This window comes from Curtobacterium sp. AB451 (genome assembly GCF_050585845.1).
Classification (GTDB): Bacteria; Actinomycetota; Actinomycetes; order Actinomycetales; family Microbacteriaceae; genus Curtobacterium.
The window spans coordinates 340,636-357,385 of record NZ_JBOBQG010000002.1; the positions used below are offsets into that span (position 1 = coordinate 340,636).

A 16,750-nucleotide genomic window follows, 5' to 3' on the forward strand; every position below is an offset into this window, starting at 1 on the left:
CCCGACGGGGCCTACCGGAGGTCAAACCCTTGGCTGCTGCGCCCAACGCATCCACCAACCCCAAGAACGGTCGCAACCACTCGCGACTCTCGTTCGCCAAGATCACGGACACCCTCACGGTTCCTGATCTGCTCGCACTCCAGACGGAGAGCTTCGACTGGCTCGTCGGCAACGACGTCTGGAAGGCCCGCCTGGCCGAAGGTCAGGAGCAGGGTCGCACCGACCTCGCGCTGCACTCCGGCCTCGAGGAGATCTTCGAGGAGATCTCCCCGATCGAGGACCTCGGCGAGACGATGCAGCTCGGCTTCACGTCGCCCGAGCTCGAGGACCCGAAGTACTCCATCGACGAGTGCAAGGAGCGTGGCAAGACCTACGCCGCCCCGCTCTACGTCAACGCCGAGTTCATGAACCACATGACCGGTGAGATCAAGACGCAGACGGTCTTCATGGGCGACTTCCCGCTCATGACCGAGCGCGGCACGTTCATCATCAACGGCACCGAGCGCGTCGTCGTCTCGCAGCTCGTCCGCTCGCCGGGCGTGTACTTCGAGCGCCAGCAGGAGAAGACGTCCGACAAGGACATCTACTCCGCTCGCGTGATCCCGTCGCGCGGTGCGTGGCTCGAGTTCGAGATCGACAAGCGCGACCAGGTGGGCGTGCGCATCGACCGCAAGCGCAAGCAGTCGGTCACGGTCTTCCTCAAGGCGCTCGGCATGACGAGCGAGGAGATCCTCGACGAGTTCAAGGGCTTCGCCTCGATCGAGTCGACCCTCGAGAAGGACGCCATCCTCACCAAGGAAGAGGCGCTCAAGGACATCTACCGCAAGCTGCGTCCGGGCGAGCAGGTCGCCGCCGAGGCCGCGCGTGCGCTCCTCGACAACTTCTACTTCAACCCGAAGCGCTACGACCTCGCCAAGGTCGGCCGCTACAAGGTCAACCGCAAGCTCGGCATCGACGCGCCGCTCAGCGACTCGGTCCTGACCGTGCAGGACATCGTCCGCACGATCAAGTACCTCGTCTCGCTGCACGCCGAGAAGACGAACCTCGACGGCGTCCGCGACGGCGAGCCGGTGCAGCTGCGCCTCGACGTGGACGACATCGACCACTTCGGCAACCGTCGCATCCGCGCCGTCGGCGAGCTCATCCAGAACCAGGTCCGCACCGGTCTGTCCCGCATGGAGCGCGTCGTCCGCGAGCGCATGACCACGCAGGACATCGAGGCGATCACGCCGCAGACCCTGATCAACGTGCGCCCCGTCGTCGCCGCGATCAAGGAGTTCTTCGGGACGTCGCAGCTGTCGCAGTTCATGGACCAGAACAACCCGCTCGCGGGCCTGACGCACAAGCGTCGTCTCTCGGCCCTCGGCCCGGGTGGTCTGTCCCGTGAGCGCGCCGGCGTCGAGGTCCGTGACGTCCACCCGTCGCACTACGGCCGCATGTGCCCGATCGAGACCCCGGAAGGCCCGAACATCGGCCTGATCGGCTCGCTCGCGTCCTTCGGTCGGATCAACTCCTTCGGCTTCATCGAGACGCCGTACCGCCGCGTCGTGAACGGTCAGGTCACCACGACCATCGACTACCTCACGGCCTCGGAAGAGGACGACTTCGTCGTCGCCCAGGCGAACGCGCCGCTCACCGACTCCTTCCACTTCCAGGACGACAAGGTGCTCGTCCGGAAGAAGGGCGGCGAGGTCGAGCTCGTCGGCAAGGACGAGGTCGACTACATGGACGTCTCGCCGCGCCAGATGGTGTCGGTCGCGACCTCGCTCATCCCGTTCCTCGAGCACGACGACGCGAACCGCGCCCTCATGGGTGCGAACATGCAGCGCCAGGCCGTGCCGCTCCTCCGTTCCGAGTCGCCGCTCGTCGGCACCGGCATGGAGGGCTACACCGCCATCGACGCCGGTGACGTCGTCACCGCCGACAAGGCCGGTGTCGTCTCCGAGGTCTCGGCCGACGCCGTGACCCTGCAGCTCGACGAGGGCGGCACGCAGACCTACTACCTGCGCAAGTTCGACCGCTCGAACCAAGGCACGAGCTACAACCACCGTGTGGTCGTCTCGGCCGGCGAGCGCGTGGAGCAGGGCGAGGTCATCGCCGACGGCCCCGCGACGGAGAACGGCGAGCTCGCGCTCGGCAAGAACCTCCTCGTCGCGTTCATGCCGTGGGAGGGCTACAACTACGAGGACGCGATGATCCTGTCGCAGAACCTCGTGAAGGACGACACGCTCTCCTCGATCCACATCGAGGAGTACGAGGTCGACGCCCGCGACACGAAGCTCGGCAAGGAAGAGATCACCCGCGACCTCCCGAACGTCAGCCCGGACCTCCTGGTCGACCTCGACGAGCGCGGCATCATCCGCATCGGTGCCGAGGTCCGTCCCGGCGACATCCTCGTCGGCAAGGTCACGCCGAAGGGCGAGACCGAGCTGAGCGCCGAAGAGCGCCTCCTCCGCGCCATCTTCAACGAGAAGTCGCGCGAAGTCCGCGACACCTCGCTGAAGGTGCCCCACGGTGAAGAGGGCACGATCATCGGCGTCAAGGTGTTCGACGCGCAGGACGGTGACGACGAGCTCGGCTCCGGTGTCAACCAGCGCGTGGTCGTCTACATCGCCCAGAAGCGCAAGATCACCGCGGGTGACAAGCTCGCCGGTCGTCACGGCAACAAGGGCGTCATCTCGACGATCCTGCCGGTCGAGGACATGCCGTTCCTCGCCGACGGCACCCCCGTCGACATCGTGCTCAACCCGCTCGGCGTCCCCGGCCGCATGAACTTCGGCCAGGTCCTCGAGATCCACCTCGGGTGGCTCGCGAAGCAGGGCTGGAACGTCGAGGGCATCCAGGAGTGGGCGTCCGCCCTCCCCGAGGCCGCCCGCAGCGCCGAGCCCGGCACGAAGGTCGCCACCCCGGTGTTCGACGGTGCGTACGAGCGCGAGATCGAGGGCCTCCTCGACTCGACCCTCCCGAACCGCGACGGCGAGCGCCTGATCGGTTCGTCCGGCAAGGCGCAGCTCTTCGACGGCCGCTCCGGCGAGCCGTTCCCGGAGCCCGTCTCGGTCGGCTACATGTACATCCTCAAGCTGCACCACCTGGTCGACGACAAGATCCACGCCCGTTCGACCGGTCCGTACTCGATGATCACGCAGCAGCCGCTGGGTGGTAAGGCGCAGTTCGGTGGACAGCGCTTCGGTGAGATGGAGGTGTGGGCGCTCGAGGCGTACGGCGCCGCCTACGCCCTCCAGGAGCTCCTGACGATCAAGTCCGACGACATCCTCGGCCGCGTGAAGGTCTACGAGGCGATCGTCAAGGGCGAGAACATCCAGGAGCCCGGCATCCCGGAGTCGTTCAAGGTCCTCATGAAGGAGATGCAGTCGCTCTGCCTGAACGTCGAGGTCCTCTCGGCCGACGGCCAGGCGGTCAGCCTCCGCGACACGGACGACGAGGTCTTCCGTGCCGCTGAAGAGCTCGGCATCAACATCTCCTCGCGGTTCGAGTCGTCGTCCGTCGACGACATCTGATCCCGCCCGTACTCGTAACGAATCCAGCTAGAGAGAAGAACATTGCTCGAAGCAACTTCATTTGACGCACTGCGGATCGGTCTCGCCACGGCCGAGGACATCCGCCAGTGGTCGTACGGCGAGGTCAAGAAGCCGGAGACCATCAACTACCGCACCCTCAAGCCCGAGAAGGACGGTCTGTTCGGCGAGCAGATCTTCGGTCCGTCCCGCGACTGGGAGTGCGCCTGCGGCAAGTACAAGCGTGTCCGGTTCAAGGGCATCGTCTGCGAGCGCTGCGGCGTCGAGGTCACCAAGTCCTCGGTCCGCCGTGAGCGCATGGGCCACATCGAGCTCGCCGCGCCCGTCACGCACATCTGGTACTTCAAGGGCGTCCCGTCGCGCCTCGGGTACCTCCTCGACATGGCGCCGAAGGACCTCGAGAAGGTCATCTACTTCGCGGCGTACATGATCATCGACATCGATGAAGAGGGCCGCCACGCGGACATGCCGGGTCTCGAGAACGAGATGCGCCTCGAGATCAAGAACCTCGAGGGGCAGCGCGACTCGATCATCGCCGACCGCCTCAAGAAGCTCGAGGACGACCTCGCAGCGCTCGAGGAAGAGGGCGCCAAGGCCGACGTCAAGCGCCGCACCAAGGACACCGCCGAGAAGGAGATGTCCCAGGTCCGCAAGTCGTTCGACGAGGACATCACCCGCCTCGAGCGCGTGTGGGAGGACTTCCGCAACCTCAAGGTGGGCGACCTCAAGCCCGAGGACGCCGTCTTCCACGAGCTCCAGGACCGCTTCGGGATCTACTTCGACGCCTACATGGGCGCCGAGGCGATCAAGCTGCGGCTCGAGGCGTTCGACCTGGCCGCCGAGGCCGAGGCGCTGCGCCTGCAGATCGCCGAGGGCAAGGGCCAGAAGAAGATCCGCGCGATCAAGCGTCTGCGCGTCGTCAGCTCCTTCCTCGCCACCGGCAACTCGCCGGCCGCGATGGTGCTCGACGTCGTGCCGGTCATCCCGCCGGAGCTGCGCCCGATGGTGCAGCTCGACGGTGGCCGCTTCGCCACGAGTGACCTCAACGACCTCTACCGTCGTGTGATCAACCGCAACAACCGTCTCCGCCGCCTGCTCGACCTCGGTGCCCCCGAGATCATCGTGAACAACGAGAAGCGCATGCTGCAGGAAGCGGTCGACGCGCTGTTCGACAACGGTCGTCGTGGTCGTCCGGTCACGGGTACCGGCAACCGCGCCCTGAAGTCCCTGAGCGACATGCTCAAGGGCAAGCAGGGTCGTTTCCGCCAGAACCTGCTCGGCAAGCGCGTCGACTACTCGGGCCGTTCGGTCATCATCGTCGGCCCGCAGCTGAAGCTGCACCAGTGTGGTCTGCCCAAGCAGATGGCGCTCGAGCTCTTCAAGCCGTTCGTGATCAAGCGCCTGATCGACCTGTCGCACGCGCAGAACATCAAGTCGGCCAAGCGCATGGTCGAGCGTTCGCGCCCGCAGGTGTGGGACGTGCTCGAGGAGATCATCCGCGAGCGCCCCGTGCTGCTGAACCGTGCGCCGACGCTGCACCGTCTGGGCATCCAGGCGTTCGAGCCGCAGCTCGTCGAGGGCAAGGCCATCCAGCTCCACCCGCTCGTGTGTGCTGCGTTCAACGCGGACTTCGACGGTGACCAGATGGCCGTGCACCTGCCGCTGTCGGTCGAGGCCCAGGCCGAGGCCCGCATCCTGATGCTCGCCTCGAACAACATCCTCAAGCCGTCCGACGGCCGCCCGGTGACCCTGCCCGCACAGGACATGATCATCGGTCTGCACCACCTCACGACCGTCCGCGAGGGCGCCGTGGGTGAGGGCCGTGCGTTCTCGTCCGTCGCCGAGGCGATCCTCGCGAAGGACCAGGGCACGCTGCACCTCAACGCGCTGGTGAAGATCCGCATGGCGGACGTCCACTTCGCCGAGGGTGAAGCACCCGAGGGCTACGAGCAGGGCGACACCGTGCTGCTCGAGACGACCCTGGGCCGTGCGCTCTTCAACGAGACCCTCCCGGCGAACTACCCGTTCGTCCAGAAGGTCACCGACAAGGGCGTGCTCTCCGCGATCGTCAACGACCTCGCCGAGCGCTACTCCAAGACCGAGACGGCCGCAGCGCTCGACCGGATCAAGGACGCGGGCTTCTACTGGGGCACGCGCTCCGGTGTGACCGTGGCGCTCTCGGACGTCGTGACGCCTCCTCGCAAGAAGGAGATCATCGCGGGCTACGAGGTCCAGGCCGCCAAGGTGCAGGGCGAGTTCGACAAGGGTCTGATCACCGACTCCGAGCGTCGCGCCGACCTGATCAAGATCTGGACCGAGGCCACGAACGAGATCGCGCAGGAGATGCGCGACAACTTCCCGGTCGACAACACCATCAACCGCATGGTGTCGTCCGGTGCTCGTGGTAACTGGCTCCAGGTCCGCAACATCGCCGGTATGCGTGGTCTGGTGAACAACCCGAAGGGCGAGATCATCGCCCGCCCGATCATCAACTCGTACCGCGAGGGCCTGACCGTGGCGGAGTACTTCATCGCCACGCACGGTGCTCGCAAGGGTCTTGCCGACACCGCGCTCCGGACCGCGGACTCCGGGTACCTCACCCGTCGTCTCGTGGACGTCTCGCAGGACGTCATCATCCGCGAGGACGACTGCGGCACGACGCGGGGCCTCGAGCTCCCGATCGCGACCGTGGGCGCCGACGGCAAGCTGGTCCGCGACCCGCGCGTCGAGAACACCGTGTACTCGCGCACCCTGGCCACCGAGGCCGTGGACGCCGAGGGCACGGTCGTCGCCGAGGCTCGGGAGGACGTCGGTGACGTGCTCCTCGAGAAGCTGCTGGCAGCCGGTGTCGAGAGCATCAAGGTGCGCTCGGTCCTGACCTGCGAGTCGAGCGTCGGTGTCTGCGCGAAGTGCTACGGCCGTTCGCTCGCCACGGGCAACCTCGTCGACATCGGCGAGGCGGTCGGCATCATCGCCGCCCAGTCCATCGGTGAGCCCGGTACCCAGCTGACGATGCGTACCTTCCACACTGGTGGTTCGGCGTCCGCCGACGACATCACCCAGGGTCTGCCGCGTGTCACGGAGCTCTTCGAGGCGCGTACCCCCAAGGGTGCGTCCCCGATCGCCGAGGCCCCCGGCCGCGCCACGATCGAGGACACCGACAAGGGTCGTCGCATCATCCTCACGCCGGACAACGGCGACGAGCCGTTCATCTACCCGGTGCTGAAGCGTGCGACGCTCCTCATCGAGGACGGGCAGCACGTCGAGCTCGGCGAGCAGTTCATCGCCGGCACCGTCGACCCGAAGGAAGTCCTCCGCGTCAAGGGTGTGCGTGAGGTCCAGAAGCACCTCGTCAACGGTGTGCAGGACGTGTACGGCTCGCAGGGCGTGCCGATCCACGACAAGCACATCGAGGTCATCGTGCGCCAGATGCTCCGCAAGGTCACCGTCGTCGACCACGGCGACACCGACCTGCTCCCGGGCGAGCTCGTGGACCGTTCGCGGTACAACGAGCTCAACCGTGCGGCGCTGCAGGAGGGTCGCAAGACCGCTTCCGCTCGCCAGGAGGTCATGGGCATCACGAAGGCGTCCCTCGCGACCGAGTCGTGGCTGTCCGCCGCGTCCTTCCAGGAGACCACCCGCGTCCTCACGCAGGCGGCCATGGAGGGCAAGCAGGACCACCTCGTCGGCCTCAAGGAGAACGTCATCATCGGTAAGCTCATCCCCGCCGGGACGGGCCTCAGCCGGTACCGTGACGTGGACGTGAACGCGACGGAAGAAGCGAAGGCGGAGCGGTACCCCAACCGCATCTTCGCGGACGACTCGTCGTTCTCGGACGCCGACCTGAGCTTCGTCGACTTCGACAGCTTCTCGTCGGACGACTTCACGCCGGGCACCTACAACTGAGCCTGAGCTCCACCGGAACGGCCCCCGCATCCTCGGATGCGGGGGCCGTTCCCGTCGGTGGCGGTCCGTCGTGACCCGTCGTCGAACGGGAGGCGCGGTGCGGGCCGGCACCGCGCCTCCCGTCCGTCAGGTGGTGGCGTGACGGTTCAGACCGCGCGGTCCGCCCCGTTGTCGCGACCGGAACCGCGGCCGGTCTCGTCGACGAGGGAGAACAGGCTGAGGACGTTGCCGTCGGGGTCGCGGACGTCGAACCAGTCCACGGCACCGTCGACGCACTCCACCGGGCCGATGTCGATGCCGAGCGCGCCGATGCGCGCGTGCTGTGCGGCGACGTCATCGACGCCGAAGCGGACGCTGACCGGGTTCTCCTCGGCGTCGGGGTCCTCGTAGAGCTGGATCCAGATGCCGCCGACCTCGTACTCGGCGATGCCCTCGTCGGGCTCGAGGTCCGGTTCGGCGCGTTCGAACACGGCGCCGTACCAGAGGCAGGACGCCTCGATGTCGGTGACGGGCAGCCCCACGGTCACACTCGTGATGTCCATGACTCATCTTGTCCCGCACGGGGCCGCACGTCGAGGACTTTCCGCCGTCGGTTCCGCGACCCCTGGCAGGCTGGGCGGATGGCAACGCTGCGCGAACGGATCACCGCCCCGGCCCACCTCGAGCTCCCGGTCCCGATCGCCGGGCTGACCTTCCGAGCGGCGACCCGTGACGACCTGCCCGCGGTGCACGGTCTCGCGGTGGCGGCCGCGGCGGTCGACGACCCCCACGCTCGTCCCTCCACAGCGAGCCTCGAGCGGACGTTCTCCACGGAAGGGCTCGACCTCGAGCGCGACACGCTCGTCGGCATCGATCCTGGTGGGCATGTGCAGGCCTACGGCATCGTCATCGACGTCCCCTCCCGGGTCACCGCTGCTCGGGTGGTGCTCGAGGGTGCGGTCCATCCGGTGCTCCGCGACCGGGGGATCGGCCGACGGGTGCTCGCCTGGCTCGTCGGACGCGCCCGACAGCACCTCGCCGCGCTCGATCTCGACCTGCCGGCGACGATCTCGATCGGCGCGCCGCAGGGGTCCGGCGCCCTCCGGCTGGCGGCCCGCGCAGGGCTCGAGCCGGTCCGGCACTGGGTCGACATGCAGGTCGTGTTCGACGAGCGCGGCGACGAGGAGCTCCCGCCGATGCCCGTCGGGTACCGGCTCCGCCCGATCACGCCCGACGACATCGAGCCGCTCCGGCACGCGAAGAACGACGCCTTCCGCGACCACTGGGGATCGCAGCCGATGGTCGCGTCCGACTGGCACGGGTTCCTCACGGCACCGATCGCCCGGCTCGACCTCGGCCGGGTCGTCGTCGACCCCGCCGGTGCGATCGTGGCGTTCGCCCTCGTCGAGGTGGACCCGGACGGTTTCGCAGCGCGCGGCCGGTCGTACGGGTACGTGCACTGGGTCGGCGTCGTCCGCGGCGCCCGGGGCACGGGGCTGGCGCCGATCGTCCTCGACGCCACGTTGCGGGGCATGCAGGGCGACGGACTCGACGCCGCGGTCCTGCACGTCGACGCCGAGAACCCGAGCGGCGCGGGCCGGATCTACGAGCGGCTCGGCTTCGTCGCCGGACCCGTGCACGTCACCGCATCGACGTCCCTCTGACGGGGGTCACCCGCGCCGACCGTCCGATGCGGTGCAGGCATCTCGATACCCGCGGGTACCCCTGCACTGGGGCCACGGGAAACCCCCTCGCCCCCTCGTTGTGGGACTGCGGCGGCCGATCCGTGCCGACGTAGCGTGGTCGGGCGCCGAACCCCACCGGCGCTCGTCCCCACGACCCGCGCGCGACCCGAAGGAGGCTCCGCAGCTCATGGCCACGCTGTCCGAGATCCTCATCCTCAACGGAGCCCTCCCGATCGAGCACCTCGACTCGATGACCGGCGACGAGGAGATCGACGACCGGTCGATCCGCTCGCTCGTCGACCAGGGCCTCGTCAGCGAGGCGCAGTACATCACCGCCCGTGCCGCGTCGAACAACTCCAAGACCGTCCCGCTAACGGACTACCCGGTCGACGGCACCGCGGTGTCGATGCTCCCCGCGGCGCTCTGCCGTCGGCACGGGGTGCTCGGCGTCGGGTTCGAGGGCGAGGTCCTCGTGCTCGCGATGGTGAACCCGACGAACGTCCTCGCGATCGACGACGCCCGGACCGCCTCCGGTCGCCCCGTGAAGCCGCTGCAGGTCGAGGAACGCGACCTCGCCGCCGCGCTCGACCGCTACCTGCGTGCCGACGACGAGCTGAACGACCTGACCTCCTCGCTCGAGGAAGAGGCGTCGGCGCAGACGCAGCAGCAGGTCGACCTGACCGACGGCGCCCTCGACGACGTCCCGATCGTCCGGTTCGTGAACCTCCTCGTCTCCCAGGCCATCCAGGACCACGCGTCCGACATCCACATCGAGCCCGGCGAGCACGAGGTCCGCGTCCGGTACCGCATCGACGGTGTGCTCCACGAGATGGCGCCGGCGCCGAAGAACATCCAGAACGGCGTCATCAGCCGGCTCAAGATCATGAGCGACATCGACATCGCCGAGCGTCGGAAGCCGCAGGACGGCCGCATGTCGGTGCGGCACGGCGGTCGGCAGATCGACCTCCGCGTCGCGACCCTCCCCACCGTCTGGGGCGAGAAGGTCGTCATGCGGATCCTCGACAACACGAACACGTCGATGTCCCTCAAGGACCTCAACCTGCTCGAGCAGAACTTCCAGGCGTACCAGCGGTCCTACTCGAAGCCATACGGGATGATCCTCGTCACCGGGCCGACCGGGTCCGGCAAGTCGACGACGCTCTACACGACCCTGAACGCCGTCGCCCGTCCCGAGATCAACGTCATCACCGTCGAGGACCCGGTCGAGTACCGGATGGCCGGCATCAACCAGGTGCAGGTCAACCCGAAGGCGGGCCTGACGTTCGCGTCGGCCCTGCGGTCGATCCTCCGGTCGGACCCCGACGTCGTGCTCCTCGGTGAGATCCGCGACCACGAGACCGCGCAGATCGCGATCGAGGCCTCGCTCACCGGCCACCTCGTGCTGTCCACGCTGCACACCAACGACGCCCCGTCCGCGGTGACACGGCTCACCGAGATGGACATCGAGCCGTTCCTCGTCGGGTCCGCCCTCGACTCCGTGGTCGCCCAGCGTCTGGCGCGCCGGCTCTGCGACCGCTGCAAGGCGCCCGCGCAGTACACGACGGCACAGCTCGTGGCGCTCGGTTTCGTCGCGGACCAGGACGCCGCCGTGCCGGAGTTCTTCGGCCCGGTCGGCTGCGCCGTCTGCTCGAACACCGGGTACCGCGGCCGCATCGCCCTGCACGAGGTCATGACGGTGACCGAGGAGATCGAGCGCCTCGCCGTGTCGCGCGCCTCGAGCGCCGAGATCGGCCGCGTCGCCCAGCAGCAGGGCATGCTCACCCTCCGCCAGGACGGGTGGGAGAAGGTCAAGCTCGGCATGACGAGCATCGACGAGATCCTGCGCGTGGTCGCGTAGGCGTGGGAGTGGGACGATGACCGATTCCGTCTACGACATCTCCGTGCCCGGCGACGAGCCGGTCGCCGGATGGCACCCGGGACGCCCCGGCACCGAGGTCGGCGGGCGCCGGGCCGCACGGCTCGCGGCCGCAGCGGCCCAGCAGCCGACGTCGCCGGCCGTGGAGGCGCAGCCCGCCCCCGCCTCGGCCGCGCCGGTCTACGACCTGTCGGGTGACACCGCGTGGCCGGCGCCGTCCGCGACCGCGCCGGGCACCGCGTCCGGACCGCAGCCGTCCCTCGCGAGCGGGTCCTGGCCGGCGCCGTCCGGCGACCCCGTCGCCGTGCCGGTCGCGCAGCCGCACACCCGGCCCGCGACGCCGTCCGCAGCCGTCCCGCCGTCGACCGCGTCCTACGGGTACGCCGACGCGGCGACGCAGCACCTGCCGGTCGTACCCGCCGAACCGACCACGATCCTCCCGACCGTCGCCACCGCGGCCACCCGCGTGCCGGCGCCCGCCGGGCACGACGAGATCAACTTCACCCGCCACGCGCGCGAGGTCGCAGACCCCGACCTCATCACCGCGCTCGCCCAGGTCGTCTACCAGGGCGCGTCGGACCTGCACCTCACCGCCGACGCCGCACCCACCGTGCGCGTCGACGGCTCCCTGCGTCCCGCCGTCCCGGGTGGCCCCTGGGCCCGGAACAAGGTGATCGCCGCCCTCAAGACCCTGCTCTCGGTCGAGCAGGCCGGACAGTTCGACCACGAGCAGGAACTCGACTTCGCCTACTCGCTGTCCCCCGAGTACCGCTTCCGCGTGAACTACTACCAGCAGCGCGGCAACTGGGGCGCGGCGTTCCGCATCATCCCCACCAAGATCAAGACCCTCAAGCAGCTCGGGATCTCCGAGCACGTGGGGGAGTTCGCCAAGCTGCCGCGCGGACTCGTGCTCGTCACCGGGCCGACCGGATCCGGCAAGTCGACCACCCTCGCCGCGCTCATCGACCTCGTCAACGAGACCCGTGCCGACCACATCGTCACGGTCGAGGACCCGATCGAGTTCATGCACGACCACAAGAAGGCGATCATCAACCAGCGCGAGGTCGGCGCGGACACCCACTCGTTCGCCGCCGCCCTGAAGCACGTACTGCGGCAGGACCCCGACGTCATCCTCATCGGCGAGCTCCGCGACCTCGAGACGATTTCCGTCGCCCTCACCGCCGCCGAGACCGGACACCTCGTCTTCGCCACCCTGCACACCCAGAGCGCACCGGGCACGATCGACCGCGTCATCGACGTCTTCCCGCCGCACCAGCAGGGACAGATCCGGACCCAGCTCGCCTCGACGCTCGAAGGCGTCGTCTGCCAGACGCTCGTGCCGAAGGCCAACGGTGCCGGCCGGGTCGTCGCCACCGAGATCATGAAGACCACCCCGGCCATCGGGAACCTCGTGCGCGAGGGCAAGACCTACCAGATCACCTCCGCCATGCAGGCCGGACGCGACATGGGCATGCACACGATGGACCAGGACCTCGCCGAACTCGTCAACGTCGGCACCGTCACGCGTGCCGCCGCGATGGAGAAGGTCCACGACCACGAGGGCTTCGACCGCCTCGTGCAGCGCGTCGAGTCCCCGTCCGACTCCTCCGCCGCCGCGATCGCCGCATCCGAGATCGACTTCGGCGACAAGTACTCAGGAGGCCACTGATGTCGCTCGCCTACGACTACCGGGGGCGCGACGGCGCCGGCAAGCTCGTGAAGGGGCGGCTCGACGCGTCCTCCGAAGGAGCGGTCGTCCAGCGCCTGCGGGGCATGGGGGTCTCGCCGATCGCCATCACCGAGGCGAAGCCCGGCACCGGGTTGCAGACCGAGATCAAGATCCCCGGGTTCGAGAAGGGCGTGGGGCTCAAGGACCTGGCGATCATGTCGCGGCAGGCGTCGACCATGCTGACCTCGGGCCTCTCGCTGCTCCGGGCGCTGTCGATCCTGGCCGACCAGACCGAGAACAAGAAGCTGAAGGTCATCCTCGGCAAGGTCCGCGACGACGTCGAGCGCGGTGTCTCGTTCTCGGAGGCCGTGGCGAAGTACCCGGTCGACTTCCCGCCGATCATGATCAACATGATCCGGGCCGGCGAGACCGGTGGCTTCCTCGACCAGGCAATGGACTCCATCGCCACGAACTTCGAGAAGGAGCACAAGCTCCGGTCCACCATCAAGTCGGCGATGACCTACCCCGTGGTCGTGCTCGTGATGTCGCTGCTCGCGGTCGTCATCATGCTCATCTTCATCGTGCCGATCTTCCAGGACATGTTCTCGAGCCTCGGTGGGAAGCTGCCCGTGCCGACGCAGATCCTCGTGTCGATGTCCCATGCGATGCGCTGGCTCGGACCGGTGCTCGCCGTCGCGGTCGTGGTGGGGTGGCTCTGGTACCGCGCGAACAAGAACACCGATCGCTTCCGGGCGTTCCGCGACCCGTTGATGATGCGGCTACCCGTCTTCGGTCCGCTCACGAAGAAGATCGTCATCGCCCGGTTCGCGCGCAATTTCTCGAACATGATCGGTGCCGGCGTGCCCATTCTTCAGGCATTGCAGATCGTTGGCGAAGTGTCGAACAACTTCGTCGTGCAGAAAGCCCTCGAGCGCGTCGGTGAAAGCGTTCGAAAAGGTGAGTCAATTTCTGCTCCACTCGCGAAGGAAAAAGTGTTCCCGAGCATGGTCTCGCAGATGATGGCCGTCGGCGAGGACGCCGGATCCCTCGAGGTCATGCTCGAGAAGATCGCGATCTTCTACGACGCCGAGGTCGAGGCGACGACCGAGTCCCTGACTGCGCTGATCGAGCCGTTGCTCATCGCGTTCCTGGGCGTCGTGGTCGGCGGGATGATCATCGCGCTCTACCTGCCGATCTTCGAGATCACGTCCCTGGTCAAGTAGGAACCAGTTTCCGCTACCCCTCGTGCGGGGGCGGGAATGCCCCCGCTGCCCCCGGGAGTGGGGGTATTTCCTTGCCCCCTTGCCCCCCGTTCTCGGGATTATGCCCGGAATTGGCCCTGAATACTCTTGTCAGCGGCGGCCGAGCAAGCCCCGAACAATCTTCCGATCGCATTCCCGAAAGAATGGAACAACCATGTACTTCGCGCTCATGGGCAAGCTCGACGCTCGCCGCAAGGGACTCCTCGCCGAGGACGAGAAGGGCTTCACGCTCATCGAGCTCCTCGTCGTCGTGATCATCATCGGCATCCTCGCCGCGATCGCCATCCCGGTGTACCTCAACGTCCAGAACAACGCGAAGGACGCCTCGGTCAAGTCGGACCTCGCCAACGCGAAGACCGCGGTGATCGCGTACCAGACCGACAAGAACGGTGCCCTGCCGGCCGCGACCGACTTCAACTCGTCGACGCTCGGTCAGTACGGCTGGACGCAGAGCACGGACAACAACCTGGTCTACAAGACCACCGGCACGGGAACGACCGCAGGCTTCTGCATCAACGGCACCGGTGCGACGAAGAACCCGTTCAACATCACGGACAAGACGTCTGCCGCCTCGGGGTCCTGCTGACCCGATCGATCGCTGAAGGGGCGGTTCGTCGAGCGACGGACCGCCCTTTCGCTCACCCGAACACCGACCAGGAGGTGACCATGATCCAACGACTGCGGAACGTCCTCAGCCCGCGCGACGAGCGCGACGCCGAGGCCGGCTTCTCGATCATCGAGGTCATGGTCGCGATGATGGTGTTCGCGGTGATGTCGGTGGGCATCGCCTACGGCATCGCGAACACCCTGCAGCTCACCCAGACGACGCGGGGTCGAGAGACCGCGGTCGCATTGGCGTCGCAGGACATCGACACCCTCCGGCAGACCGCTGCGGCGTCGACCGGTGGGATCTTCGACGTGGTCAGCAAGGCGGGGGCCGACAACACGAAGACGGTCGGCAACGTCGAGTACAAGATCGACCGGTCGGTCTCGTGGGTGCAGAGCGACGGCGCGACCGGTGCGTGCGGGTCGTCGACCGGCAAGCTCGCGTACAAGAGCGTCGTCGAGACCGTGAGCTGGCCCAGCCCGCGCAGCGGCGGGACGAGCTCCACCTCGGTGACCTCGGCCATCGCGCCGAGCGACGCCGTGACCGACCCCGGCTACGGCACGCTCATCATCTCGGTCGCCACGGCGTCCGGCGCCCCGAACCCGGGCGTCGGGATCACCGTCACCCCGGTGTCCGGCGGCGGCGGTGCGGCGCTCACGACGCCGGTCCAGCCGACCGACGCGCAGGGCTGCTCCTACGCGGTCAACGTCGCCCCCGGGGACTACACCGTCTCGGCGAACACCACCGGCGGCATCGACACGGGCCAGGCGCAGCCGTCATCGCAGTCGCCGATCACCGTCTCCGCCGGCGCGAGCTCGCCGGTCCCGTTCGTCTACGACCGTGCGAGCCAGCTGACGCTGCAGTACGCCAAGGACTACAACGCAACGCTCCCCACGAACATGGTGACGGTGCTGTCCTCGACGGTCGGCGGTCTCGACACGATGAAGCCGTGGGACGTCACGAGCACTTCCCTCGTCGTCACGTCGGCGTCCACGCCGAGCATGCCCGTGTTCCCCTTCACCTCGGGCTACACGGTGTACGCGGGCCCCTACTCGAACAGCCCGGCGTCGTCGTCGAGCTGCCTCAGCCCGAACCCGGCGGCCTGGTCCACCCCGAACCCCTCGGGAGCCATCGGCGTGGCACCCCGGTCGGTCGCGACGTCACCGGGGACGGCATCCTCCGCCTCCGTGATGATGGGCGTCGCGACGGTGAAGGGCGTCAAGGGTCGCTACGTCACCGCGGTGTCGTCCTCGAGTCCCGCGGCCGGCGACCCGGGGTGCTCCGCCGGCATGACGATGAAGTTCCCGGTGTCGGCGGCCGACACCGCGACCATCGCCCTGCCGTTCGGCACGTGGACCCTCTACTCCGGGACGACGTTCGGCGCGACGACCAAGAACGAGATCGCCTCGAACGCCTCGAACGTGAAGGCCGTCACGAGCGGCAGCGTCAACCAGAAGACCGCGCTCGTGGTCATCAGCTACGACAACACCCTCACGCTCGATCCGAGAGGACAGACGTCGTGACCCGGGTCCTCCGCCGACTGCACTCCGACGAGTCCGGCGTCTCGCTGTCCGAGCTGCTCGTCGCGATGAGCGTGGCGATGATCATCCTCGTCGCCGTCGGCGGGTTCTTCACCGCCACGCTCCGGGCCGGTTCGACGAACACGACGTCCGACCAGAACGCACGGTCGGCCTCCATCGTGATGAACTCGATGACCCGCTACGTCCATGCAGCGAGCCTGCTGCCGAAGTCGGACGGCAGCTACGCGGCGGCGTTGACCGAAGCCGGGCCGACCCGGACGACCTTCTTCGCCTACATCAACCTCGACGGCAACAGCACCGACAAACCCGTGCAGATCCGCTACTCGCTGAACGCGGCGAAACGGATCGTCCTCGACCAGTGGGACGGCACCGCCAACAACGGCTTCTGGACCTTCCCCGCGACCACCCAGACGCCCACCCGCAGCACCGTCGTCGGCGGTCCGATCGCATCGCCCACGGTCGACGGTGATCCGCTGTTCGAGTACCTGGGTGCCAACGGCGGACCGATCGCGACGCAGGCCGACGGCACGCTCGCCACCACCCAGCTCGGCAACGTGCGGGCCGTCCGTGTGAACCTCGAGCTCGGCTCGTCGACGGCGGGTCTGTCCGGCAACACCCACATCCAGAACACCCTCTACCTCTTCAACGTGGTCTACGGGACGAGCACCGGAGGGACCCCGTGAGGCGCA

10 protein-coding genes are annotated in these 16,750 nt (G+C 68.0%); 9 read left to right on the forward strand and 1 reads right to left on the reverse strand.

Features of this window, described 5'->3' with window-relative positions; translation table 11 throughout:
• Positions 1-29 precede the first annotated feature (29 nt).
• Together rpoB and rpoC are read left to right on the forward strand one after the other, a co-directional pair.
• Positions 30-3,518, forward strand: coding sequence for a DNA-directed RNA polymerase subunit beta (gene rpoB / locus ACQXVK_RS05470; protein WP_430852973.1), 3,489 nt, complete (start codon positions 30-32; stop codon positions 3,516-3,518).
• Between the two features lie 42 nt (positions 3,519-3,560).
• On the forward strand, positions 3,561-7,442 hold the full coding sequence (rpoC, locus tag ACQXVK_RS05475) for a DNA-directed RNA polymerase subunit beta' (RefSeq protein ID WP_416393926.1): 3,882 nt from the start codon (positions 3,561-3,563) through the stop codon (positions 7,440-7,442).
• A 146-nt stretch (positions 7,443-7,588) separates the two neighbouring features.
• Here rpoC and ACQXVK_RS05480 read toward each other — a convergent pair whose 3' ends face one another.
• Positions 7,589-7,984 (reverse strand): VOC family protein, encoded by a 396-nt coding sequence (locus ACQXVK_RS05480; protein ID WP_022906901.1) that lies wholly within the window; start codon positions 7,982-7,984, stop codon positions 7,589-7,591.
• A 78-nt stretch (positions 7,985-8,062) separates the two neighbouring features.
• Between ACQXVK_RS05480 and ACQXVK_RS05485 the strand changes: the two genes are divergently transcribed.
• The 7 genes from ACQXVK_RS05485 to ACQXVK_RS05515 all read left to right on the forward strand — a co-directional run bounded on the left by ACQXVK_RS05485 (position 8,063) and on the right by ACQXVK_RS05515 (position 16,744).
• Positions 8,063-9,085: a GNAT family N-acetyltransferase gene (locus tag ACQXVK_RS05485; protein WP_430852974.1), complete on the forward strand. Its 1,023-nt coding sequence runs from the start codon at positions 8,063-8,065 to the stop codon at positions 9,083-9,085.
• 208 nt (positions 9,086-9,293) lie between these two features.
• Complete coding sequence (locus tag ACQXVK_RS05490; RefSeq protein WP_416393923.1) at positions 9,294-10,964, forward strand: GspE/PulE family protein; 1,671 nt, start codon at positions 9,294-9,296, stop codon at positions 10,962-10,964.
• Between the two features lie 16 nt (positions 10,965-10,980).
• Positions 10,981-12,651: a PilT/PilU family type 4a pilus ATPase gene (locus tag ACQXVK_RS05495; RefSeq protein WP_430852975.1), complete on the forward strand. Its 1,671-nt coding sequence runs from the start codon at positions 10,981-10,983 to the stop codon at positions 12,649-12,651.
• On the forward strand, positions 12,651-13,874 hold the full coding sequence (locus ACQXVK_RS05500) for a type II secretion system F family protein (protein ID WP_022906897.1): 1,224 nt from the start codon (positions 12,651-12,653) through the stop codon (positions 13,872-13,874). The genes ACQXVK_RS05495 and ACQXVK_RS05500 overlap by 1 nt, the downstream gene beginning before the upstream one ends.
• 193 nt (positions 13,875-14,067) lie before the next feature.
• Positions 14,068-14,499 carry a type II secretion system protein gene (locus ACQXVK_RS05505; protein ID WP_430852976.1) on the forward strand — a complete coding sequence of 144 codons (432 nt, stop codon included), beginning with the start codon at positions 14,068-14,070 and terminating at the stop codon, positions 14,497-14,499.
• Between the two features lie 80 nt (positions 14,500-14,579).
• On the forward strand, positions 14,580-16,043 hold the full coding sequence (locus ACQXVK_RS05510) for a prepilin-type N-terminal cleavage/methylation domain-containing protein (protein ID WP_430852977.1): 1,464 nt from the start codon (positions 14,580-14,582) through the stop codon (positions 16,041-16,043).
• Positions 16,040-16,744 (forward strand): PulJ/GspJ family protein, encoded by a 705-nt coding sequence (locus ACQXVK_RS05515; protein ID WP_022906894.1) that lies wholly within the window; start codon positions 16,040-16,042, stop codon positions 16,742-16,744. Before ACQXVK_RS05510 ends, ACQXVK_RS05515 begins: the two co-directional genes overlap by 4 nt.
• Positions 16,745-16,750 lie beyond the last annotated feature (6 nt).